This window comes from Streptomyces sp. KLMMK (assembly GCF_036961605.1).
Taxonomy (GTDB): domain Bacteria; phylum Actinomycetota; class Actinomycetes; order Streptomycetales; family Streptomycetaceae; genus Streptomyces; species Streptomyces telluris.
Window position 1 is genome coordinate 17,904 of record NZ_JBAMDC010000053.1, and the last position, 9,814, is coordinate 27,717.

General features: G+C 72.5%; 9 protein-coding genes and 1 riboswitch. Of the genes, 2 read left to right on the forward strand and 7 right to left on the reverse strand.

All coding sequences use genetic code 11. The features are described 5' to 3' along the window. Positions 1 to 7 precede the first annotated feature (7 nt). The 7 genes from hisG to ribD all read right to left on the reverse strand — a co-directional run bounded on the left by hisG (position 8) and on the right by ribD (position 5,460). Positions 8 to 856 carry an ATP phosphoribosyltransferase gene (hisG, locus tag V7793_RS12330; protein WP_336005645.1) on the reverse strand — a complete coding sequence of 283 codons (849 nt, stop codon included), beginning with the start codon at positions 854 to 856 and terminating at the stop codon, positions 8 to 10. Between the two features lie 81 nt (positions 857 to 937). Continuing rightward, positions 938 to 1,207: a phosphoribosyl-ATP diphosphatase gene (locus V7793_RS12335; RefSeq protein ID WP_058047755.1), complete on the reverse strand. Its 270-nt coding sequence runs from the start codon at positions 1,205 to 1,207 to the stop codon at positions 938 to 940. 34 nt (positions 1,208 to 1,241) lie between these two features. Further along, complete coding sequence (gene ribH / locus V7793_RS12340) at positions 1,242 to 1,727, reverse strand: 6,7-dimethyl-8-ribityllumazine synthase (protein WP_168093076.1); 486 nt, start codon at positions 1,725 to 1,727, stop codon at positions 1,242 to 1,244. Positions 1,728 to 1,791: 64 nt separating this feature from the next. Further along, entirely contained in the window at positions 1,792 to 3,078 is a 1,287-nt protein-coding gene (locus V7793_RS12345) for a bifunctional 3,4-dihydroxy-2-butanone-4-phosphate synthase/GTP cyclohydrolase II (RefSeq protein ID WP_336005648.1), read from the reverse strand. Beyond that, the gene (locus V7793_RS12350; protein ID WP_336005651.1) at positions 3,075 to 3,728 is read right to left on the reverse strand and encodes a nicotinamide mononucleotide transporter family protein; all 654 of its coding nucleotides are present in this window, start codon (positions 3,726 to 3,728) and stop codon (positions 3,075 to 3,077) included. The genes V7793_RS12345 and V7793_RS12350 overlap by 4 nt, the downstream gene beginning before the upstream one ends. Further along, positions 3,725 to 4,342 carry a riboflavin synthase gene (locus V7793_RS12355; protein WP_336005653.1) on the reverse strand — a complete coding sequence of 206 codons (618 nt, stop codon included), beginning with the start codon at positions 4,340 to 4,342 and terminating at the stop codon, positions 3,725 to 3,727. Before V7793_RS12355 ends, V7793_RS12350 begins: the two co-directional genes overlap by 4 nt. Positions 4,343 to 4,344: 2 nt before the next feature. After that, positions 4,345 to 5,460, reverse strand: coding sequence for a bifunctional diaminohydroxyphosphoribosylaminopyrimidine deaminase/5-amino-6-(5-phosphoribosylamino)uracil reductase RibD (gene ribD / locus V7793_RS12360; RefSeq protein WP_336005655.1), 1,116 nt, complete (start codon positions 5,458 to 5,460; stop codon positions 4,345 to 4,347). A gap of 165 nt (positions 5,461 to 5,625) precedes the next feature. Beyond that, a riboswitch (FMN riboswitch) is annotated at positions 5,626 to 5,756 on the reverse strand. A gap of 443 nt (positions 5,757 to 6,199) precedes the next feature. On the opposite strand from ribD, the gene V7793_RS12365 reads away from it, so the two are divergent. Together V7793_RS12365 and V7793_RS12370 are read left to right on the forward strand one after the other, a co-directional pair. Continuing rightward, complete coding sequence (locus V7793_RS12365; RefSeq protein ID WP_443057894.1) at positions 6,200 to 8,518, forward strand: chitinase C-terminal domain-containing protein; 2,319 nt, start codon at positions 6,200 to 6,202, stop codon at positions 8,516 to 8,518. A gap of 76 nt (positions 8,519 to 8,594) precedes the next feature. Continuing rightward, positions 8,595 to 9,814, forward strand: a 1,220-nt coding sequence (locus V7793_RS12370; RefSeq protein WP_336005660.1) for an MFS transporter, incomplete at its 3' end; no start/stop codon positions are given.

Sequence of the window (9,814 nt, forward strand, 5' to 3'; positions counted from 1 at the left end):
GGGCCGGTCAGAGGCGGCAGGCGTGGATGTTGGTGGTGAGGATGGCGCGGGCGCCCAGCTCGTACAGCTCGTCCATGATGCGCTGGGCTTCGCTGGAGGGGACCATCGAGCGGACCGCGACCCAGCCCTCGTGGTGCAGCGGGGAGACGGTCGGCGACTCCAGGCCGGGGGTGAGGGCGACGGCGCGCTCGACGTGCTCCACCCGGATGTCGTAGTCCATCATCACGTAGCGGCGGGCGACGAGGACGCCCTGCATACGGCGGAGGAACTGCTGCACCTTGGGGTCGTCGGCCGGCGCGCCGGAGCGGCGGATGACGACGGCCTCGGACTTCAGGATCGGCTCGCCGATGATCTCCAGGCCGGCGTTGCGCAGGGTGGTGCCGGTCTCCACCACGTCCGCGATGATCTCGGCGACGCCGAGCTGGATGGCGGTCTCGACCGCGCCGTCGAGGTGGACGACGGCCGCGTCCACGCCGTTGTCGGCGAGGTGCTTGGTGACCAGGCCGGAGAAGGAGGTGGCGACGGTCATGCCGCCGAACTCGCTGACGTCCTTGGCCGTGCCCGGCCGGGTGGCGTAGCGGAACGTGGACCCGGCGAAGCCGAGCTGCATGATCTCCTCGGCCTGCGAGCCGGAGTCCAGCAGCAGGTCGCGGCCGGTGATGCCGATGTCGAGCTTGCCGGAGCCCACGTAGACCGCGATGTCGCGCGGGCGCAGGAAGAAGAACTCGACGTCGTTGGCCGAGTCGACGAGGACGAGCTCCCTGCGGTCCTTGCGCTGGCGGTAGCCGGCCTCATGGAGCATCGCCGACGCAGGCTCGGAGAGAGAACCCTTGTTGGGAACGGCGATGCGCAGCATGAGGTCGGTTTCCTTCGTGCGTGGGGATATGCGGATGCAGGGGAAGAACTGCGGTGGCACCGGGGTCCGGTGCCGACCGGATCAGAGGTGGGAGTAGACGTCGTCCAGGGAGATCCCGCGGGCGACCATCATCACCTGAACGTGGTACAGCAGCTGGGAGATCTCCTCGGCGGTGGCGTCGGCGCCCTCGTACTCGGCGGCCATCCACACCTCGGCGGCCTCCTCGACCACCTTCTTGCCGATGGCATGGACGCCCTTGCCCACCAGCTCGGCGGTGCGGGAGGTGGCGGGGTCGCCGTCGGCCTTCTGCTGGAGCTCTGCGAACAGCTCCTCGAACGTCTTCTTGGACATGGTGAGTCCTACCCTACGGGGTCCGCCCCCGCTGTCAGTGCCAGGGCTCGGACACCGAGCGCAGAAGTACCGCCGTGGCGACGGCGGCGGTGACGGCCTCGTGGCCCTTGTCCTCGTTCGAGCCCTCGAGACCGGCCCGGTCCAGGGCCTGCGCGTCGTCGTCACACGTGAGGACGCCGAAGCCGACGGGGACGCCGGTGTCCACCGACACCTGGGTGAGGCCCTGGGTGACGCCCTGGCACACGTAGTCGAAGTGCGGGGTGCCGCCGCGGATGACGACGCCGAGGGCGACGATCGCGTCGTAGCCGCGGCCGGCGAGGACCTTGGCGGCGACGGGCAGCTCCCAGCTGCCGGGCACGCGCAGCACGGTGGGCTCGTCGATGCCGAGGTCGTGCAGCGCGCGCAGGGCACCGTCGACCAGGCCGTCCATGACCTTCTCGTGCCACTGCGCGGCGATCACGGCCACCCGCAGGTCCTGGCAGTTCTTCACACTCAGCTGGGGGGCGCCCTTGCCGCTCACGTCGTTCTCTTTTCGGTCGGGTGTCGTGCTCAGTGGGGGTGGTGCTCGGTCGGTGAGGTGATGATCACTGGTTGCCGCAGGCGGACACGCGGTCGGCGTCCAGCCAGGGCAGGTCGTGGCCCATGCGGTCCCGCTTGGTCCGCAGGTAGTGCAGGTTGTGCTCGCCGGCCTGGACGGGCATGGGCTCGCGGCCGGTGACGCGCAGGCCGTGGCGCACGAGGGCGGCGGTCTTGTCGGGGTTGTTGGTCAGCAGGCGCAGCGAGCGCACGCCGAGGTCGGTGAGGATGCGTGCGCCGGCAGCGTAGTCGCGGGCGTCGGCGGGCAGGCCCAGTTCGAGGTTGGCGTCGAGGGTGTCGCGGCCGTCCTCCTGGAGCTCGTAGGCGCGCAGCTTGGGCAGCAGCCCGATGCCGCGGCCCTCGTGGCCGCGCAAGTAGAGGACGACGCCGCGGCCCTCGCCGGCGATGCGCTCCAGGGAGGCGTGCAGCTGGGGGCCGCAGTCGCAGCGCAGCGACGCGAAGACGTCCCCGGTCAGGCACTCGGAGTGGACGCGCACCAGGACGTCCTCGCCGTCGCCGAGGTCGCCGGCGACGAGCGCAATGTGCTCGACGCCGTCGGCCGCGGAGCGGTAGCCGTAGGCACGGAAGTCGCCGAAGGCGGTGGGCAGCCGGGTCTCGGCCTCGCGGTGGACGGCGGCCTCCGCCGCCCGGCGGTAGGCGATCAGGTCCTCGATGGAGATGATCGCGAGGCCGTGCTTGCGCGCGAAGGGGATCAGCTCGGGCAGGCGCAGCATGGCGCCGTCCTCGCCCGCGATCTCCACGATCGCGGCGGCCGGGCGCAGTCCGGCGAGCCGGGCGAGATCGGTGCCGGCCTCGGTGTGGCCGTTGCGGACCAGGACGCCGCCGGGCTTGGCGCGCAGCGGGAAGACGTGCCCGGGCCGGACGAAGTCGCCGGGGACGGCGGCGGGGTCGGCGAGCAGCCGGATGGTGGTGGCCCGGTCCGCGGCGGAGATGCCCGTGTCGGTGCCGTGCGCCCGGGAGGCGTCGACGGAGACGGTGAAGGCCGTGCGCATGGACTCGGTGTTGTCGGCGACCATCTGCGGCAGGTCGAGCCGCGCGACGTCGTCCTCCTCCAGCGGCACGCAGATCAGGCCGCGGCACTCGCTCATCATGAAGGCGACGATCTCGGTGGTGACCTTCTCCGCGGCCACGACGAGGTCGCCCTCGTTCTCGCGGCTCTCGTCGTCCACGACGACGACGGGCCGGCCGGCGGCGATGTCGGCGATGGCCCGCTCGACGGAGTCGAGCGCGAACTCGCCGGTCAGGGGCCGGCCCTCGGTCTCCAAGAGAGTCATGCTGCTGCTCCTTCCAGTGCGGGCTTCACACTCTCGCGAGAGCGCAGCCACCAGTCGCGCATGCCCCACAGGACTAGGGCGAAGTAGATGACGTAGACGAGGCCGGAGAAGGGGAGGCCGCTGCTGAACGCGAGCGGGACGCCCACGATGTCGACCAGCAGCCAGGCAACCCAGAACTCGACGAGCCCGCGGGCCTGGGCCACCATCGCGGTGAGCGTGCCGACGAAGATGTAGGCGTCGGGCCAGGGGTTCCAGGACAGCTCCGGCACGGCCGTGAACAGGGCGCCGACGGCCAGCGTGCCGAGCGCCGTGCCGGCCAGCAGCACCGTGCGCTCGCGCCAGCCGGCGAAGCGGACGGCGATGGAGCCGTCCTGGGCCTGCTGCTTGCCGCGGTGCCACTGGCGCCAGCCCCACACGGCGACGCCGATCACGAGGAGCTGCTTGCCGATGCCGCCGCTGAGGTGGGCCGAGGCGTACGCGGCGACGAGGATGACGCCGGAGAGGAACTGGACCGGCCAGGTCCATATGGAGCGCCGCCAGCCGAGGGCGAGCGCGGCGAGGCCGATGGTGTTGCCGATCGCGTCGGACCAGATGACGTGCTGCCCGAAGGCGCTGAACGCCTCGCCGTTGAGCCAGTCGAGGGCGCTCATGCGACGCTCTCCCCGGTGCCGCGGGCGGGCGCGCCGAGCAGCCGCTCGACGTACTTGGCGAGGACGTCCACCTCGAGGTTGACCGGGTCGCCGGGCTGCTTGATGCCGAGGGTGGTCAGGTCGAGCGTGGTGGGGATGAGGCTGACGGTGAAGTGCTCGTCGCCCGCCTCGACCACGGTCAGGCTGATGCCGTCGACGGTGATGGAGCCCTTGTCGACGACGTAGCGGGCGAGCCCGGCCGGCAGGCCGATCTTCACGATCTCCCAGTGCTCGCCGGGGGTCCGCTCCAGCACGGTGCCGGTGCCGTCGACGTGGCCCTGGACCAGGTGGCCGCCGAGGCGCCCGCCGAGGGCCATGGGCCGTTCGAGGTTGACGCGCGAGCCGGGGACGAGGGCGCCCAGGCTGGAGCGCTTGAGGGACTCGGCCATCACGTCCGCGGTGAACTCGCCGTCGGCGGTCTCCACGACGGTCAGGCACACGCCGTTGACGGCGATCGAGTCGCCGTGCTTGGCGTCCTGGGTGACGATCGGGCCGCGGAGCCGGAAGAGGGAGCTGTCGCCGAGGTTCTCGACGGAGACGACCTCGCCCAGTTCTTCGACGATTCCGGTGAACACTGTCAGTTCTCCTCAGGGGCGGTGGCGGAAGCGGTGGGGACTGCGGTGATCCGCAGGTCGGGACCGAGCCGGGCGACGTCGGTCACCTGCAGGCGCAGGGCCCGGGTGATGGTGCCGATGCCGGCGTCGCCGAGGGCGGCCGGGCCGGCGCCGAGCAGCGCGGGGGCCAGATAGCCGACGACGCGGTCGACTCTGCCCGCGGCGACGAACGAGCCGGCGAGGGCGGGGCCGCCTTCGAGCAGCACGGAGCGGACGCCGCGCGCGTGGAGCTCGCCGAGCAGGGCGTGTACATCCAGGCCGCCGCCCGCCCCGGCGCGGGGCAGGCGCACGACGTCGGCGCCGGGCAGGTGGGTGGTGTCGGCGTCCTCGCCGACGGCGATCAGGGTCGGTGCCGCGTCGTCCAGGACGCGGGCGCCGGGGGTGACCGAGGCGTGCGTGTCGATGACGACGCGCAGCGGCTGGACGGCGCCTTCGCGGCCCCGCACGGCCAGGTGGGGGTCGTCGGCTCGCAGGGTGCCCGAGCCCACCACGACGGCGTCGGCCTCGGCGCGCAGCCGGTGGACGTCGGCGCGGGAGTCCGCGGAGGTGATCCAGCGGCTGGTGCCGTCGGCGGCGGCGCTGCGCCCGTCGAGCGTGGCGGCGTACTTCCACAGCACGAAGGGGCGCCCGTGGAGCACCGAGGTGAGCCAGGCGGCGTTGCCGGCGGCGGCCTCTTCGGCGAGGAGGCCGCCCTCGGTGTCGACGCCGGCGGCGGCCAGGGTGGCCGCGCCGCCGGTGGCGGCGTCGGTGGGGTCGGCGACGGCGTAGACGACCCGGCCGATGCCGGCGGTGATCAGGGCCTGGGCGCAGGGGCCCGTGCGCCCGGTGTGGTTGCAGGGTTCGAGGGTGACGACGGCGGTGGCGCCGCGCACGTCGTGACCCGCGGCGGAGGCCGCGGCGAGGGCTTCGACCTCGGCGTGCGGGCCGCCGGCGCGGCGGTGCCATCCCTCGCCGAGGACGGTGCCCCGGGGGCCGAGGATGACGCAGCCGACGACGGGGTTGGGGCTCGTCGCGCCAAGGGCGCGAGCGGCGAGCGCTACGGCGCGTCGCATCGCGTCTGCTTCGGTCGCGGTGGCCACCGGGTCCTCCTGCCTCTTCGGGCACGGACTCCGGGGCTGTCGTACGGGACGACGGAAAGAAGCGGGTACGCCGCAACGGGGGACACCACGGCCCTTGCGGGGCCGCGCGGGAAGGGCCGCCCGGTGAGGGCGGGCCACCTGCGACGGTGTGCCGATGCGTACCCGCCGCGCACTGCCTCCCATCCGGACTTTAACCGTCGGTCCAGGAATTTCACCTGGTCAACCGGCCGCTGGCTGCGGACGGGTCGCGGACTGTAACCGCCGGTTCGGACTTTCACCGACCCCGGAGTGCGCTGCGTTTCTGAATTTCAGGTCATGCTACATGCGTACGGCCCGCGGCTTCTCAAAACCGCTGGTCGACGGGATCGAGCGTACGCCGGGCGGCGGCGCGGTGTCCACGGCGATGTGACGCACTGGACACGCCGGGCGGGAAATGGGCGGGAGGGCCGCGGGGGCCCTGGTCAGCGGCCCTGCGGCGGAGTGCCGGGCTCCGCATTTCGGGCCGTTCCCGGACTTGGTCCGTACCTATTGACGCACTGGTCTAGTCCTCTTAACCTCTGCCACACCTCCGAGGAGTACGGCCCGCCGGTGGGCGCACACCGGCGGGCCACAGCACGACGCTCACCCCCCGCCCGCCCGGCCGCGCCGGGCACCCCACCTGGAGGACCTGATCGTGTTGTTCCGAGAGAACCGGCAGCGCCGGGAGAGATCCTGTACCGGCCCCCGCGCCCGCCGCGGGATCACCGTCGCCGCCGTCGGCACCGCCCTGGCCGGGCTGCTGATCGGCACGGTCTCGGCGACCACGTCGCACGCCGAGGACCACGCCGCCTGCCGCCCCGACGGCCTCTACACCACCCCCGGGACCGACGTCCCCTACTGCTCCGTCTACGACTCCGCCGGCCGCGAGAAGATGGGCGCCGACCACCAGCGCCGCGTCATCGGCTACTTCACGGGCTGGCGCACCGGCAAGGATGGCACCCCCGCCTACCTCGCCCCCGACATCCCCTGGGACAAGGTCACCCACCTCAACTACGCCTTCGCGCACGTCGGCCCCGACGACAAGATCTCCGTCGGCGCGGACGGCGCGGGCAACCCCGCCACCGGCATGACCTGGCCGGGCGTCCCCGGCGCCGAAATGGACCCGGACCTGCCCTACAAGGGCCACTTCAACCTGCTGAACAAGTACAAGAAACAGCACCCCCAGGTGAAGACCCTCATCTCGGTGGGCGGCTGGGCCGAGACCGGCGGCTACATCGACGAGAACGGCAAGCGCGTCGACTCCGGCGGCTTCTACAGGACGGCCACCAACGCCGACGGCTCGGTCAACCAGGCCGGGATCGACACCTTCGCCGATTCGGCCGTCGCCTTCGTCAAGAAATACGGATTCAACGGCGTCGACATCGACTACGAATACCCCACGTCGATGAAGGACGCCGGAAACCCCAAGGACTGGGCGCTCGCCAACGCCCGGCGCGGCGGCCTGAACAAGGGCTACGCGGCGCTGATGAAAACACTCCGCGAAAAGCTCGACCGGGCCGGGGCGGCGGACGGAAAGCACTACCTCCTCTCCGTCGCCGCACCCTCCTCCGGATACCTGCTGCGCGGCATGGAGACGTACCAGACCACGAAGTACCTGGACTACGTCAACGTGATGTCGTACGACCTGCACGGCGCCTGGAACGAATTCGTCGGGCCCAATGCCGCGCTCCACGACGACGGAAAGGACGCCGAGCTCGCCAAGTGGGGCGTCTACACCACCGCCCAGTACGGCGGGATCGGCTACCTCAACGGCGACTGGGCCTACCACTACTTCCGCGGATCGATGCCCGCGGGCCGCATCAACCTCGGGCTGCCGTACTACACACGCGGCTGGAAGAACGTCACCGGCGGCACGAACGGCCTGTGGGGCACGGCGAAGACCACCTCCTGCCCGGCCGGCTCCGGGCTCACCACCTGCGGCGACGGCGCCGTCGGCATCGACAACCTCTGGCACGACAAGGACGACGCCGGCAAGGAGTCCCCGGCCGGCTCCAACCCGATGTGGCACGCCAAGAACCTGGAGAAGGGCGTCGTCGGGGACTATGCAGGGAAGTACGGCTTCCCCGCCGGCACCAAGCTCACCGGCACCTACGCCCGCAACTACGACACGGGTCTGACCGCGCCCTGGCTGTGGAACGCGGAGAAGAAGGTCTTCCTGTCCACCGAGGACGAGCAGTCGGTGAAGGCCAAGGCCCAGTACGTCGTCGACAAGGGCCTCGGCGGGACCATGGTCTGGGAACTCGCCGGCGACTACGGCTGGAACGCCGCCAAGGGGCAGTACGAACCGGGCACCACCCTCACCACCGCCATGTACGACGCGTTCAAGGCCGCCCCCGCCTACGGCGCCCGCCGCGCGACCACCGAGCTGCCCGCCCAGGCCCTCGACGTGGACGTGAGCTTCACGAACTTCCCGCTCGGCGACAGCAACTACCCGATCAACCCGAAGATCCACATCACCAACCGGACCAAGGCCACGCTCCCCGGCGGCACGGAATTCCAGTTCGACTACGCCAATTCCGCGCCCGGCAACGCCAAGGACCAGTCGGGCTGGGGACTGAAGGTCGTCCGCAGCGACCACACCGCCGGCAACAACATCGGCGGCCTCAAGGGCGACTACAACCGGGTCTCCGTGAAGCTCCCCGCCTCCCAGCCGCTCGCGCCCGGCGCCTCCGCGGACCTCGACTTCGTCTACTACCTGCCGGTGTCGACCCCGTCCAACTGGAGCGTGAGCTTCGGCGGCAGGACCTACGCACTCGCCGGAGACCACGCCCGCGGCACGACCGTCACCGACCCCGGCGGCCCCACGCCCACCCCGACAGGGACGCCGACCGGCACCCCCACCGGCAAGCCCACCGGCGGTACCTGCACCGCGCCCCAGTGGGACAAGGGGGCCGTCTACAACGGCGGCGCCACCGTCTCCTGGAAGTCCCACTCCTGGAAGGCCCGGTGGTGGACCCAGGGCGACGAGCCCGGCACCACCGGTGAATGGGGGGTGTGGCAGGACGCGGGCGCCTGCTGAGCCCGCGCCCCGGTCCGCATCCGGGGCCCGTGGCGGGGTCGACCCGCGCGGGCCCCGTCCGGGAGGATGAGGCGCCATGGACGCCAGAGACGGGACCGGCGGCGGGACCCGGGGCCGCACCGACGGCCGGCTGCGCCGCGCACGGTTCGCCGTGGCCGCGGTGTTCGCCGTCCACGGCGCGGTCACCGGCAGCTTCGCCACCCGCATCCCCTGGATCCAGAGCCACTTGGACCTCAGCTCAGGCGAACTGGGCCTCGCGCTCGTCCTCCCCGCCGTCGGCTCCTCGTGCGCCATGCCGCTCGCGGGCCGCATCAGCCACCGCTTCGGCTCCCGGGCCGCGCTGCGCGCCCTGATCGCCCTGTGGTGCGCCTCCGTGGCCCTGCCCGCGCTCTCGCCGGGGCTGCTCGCGCTCTGCGGGGCGCTGGCCGTCTACGGGGCGACGTCCGGCATGGCGGATGTCGCCATGAACGCGCTCGGCGTGGAGACCGAGGAGCGGCTGGGCCGTCCGGTCATGTCGGGCCTGCACGGGATGTGGAGCGCGGGCGCGCTCGCGGGGTCGGCGGCCGGTGCGGCCGCGGCCCACGCAGGCCTCGACGCCAGGGTCCACCTGGGCTTCGCGGCCGCGGTGCTGGCCGTGCTCGGCGCGGCGGCCTGCCACTGGGTGCTCGACCTGCGCACCGCCTCCGACGAGCACCCGCCGCCCCGGTTCGCCCTGCCGCCCCGGTCCGCGCTCGTCATCGGCGCGGTGGGCTTCTGTGCGGTCTTCGCCGAGGGCGCGAGCCTGGACTGGTCGGCGGTCTACCTCCGGGACGTCATCGGCTCCGACCCCGGCGTCGCCGCCGCCTGCACCACGGCGTTCTCCTGCACGATGGCCCTCGCCCGGTTCGCCGGGGACCCGGTCGTAGGGCGCTTCGGCCCCGTGCGGACCGTGCGGGCCGGCGGGGTGCTGGCCACGGCCGGCGGGGTGCTGGTGGTGACGGCCCCGGGCGCGGCCTCCGTCATCGCCGGGTTCGCGCTGATCGGCGTGGGCATCGCCGTCGTGGTCCCGCTGGCCTTCGCGGCGGCGGGGCGCAGCGGGCCCGCGCCGAGCCAGTCGATCGCGGGCGTCGCGACGATCACCTACACCTCGGGGCTCGTGGCCCCGGCCGCCATCGGCCAGATCGCGGACGCCAGTTCGCTGGTGACGTCGTTCGGCCTGGTCACCGTTTTGACGGCGGGGCTGGTGGCCGGGGCGGGCGTGCTGCGGGCCCGGGAGCCGGAGCGCACGGCGGCGAAGGGGAAGGCGGCGGGGGAGCG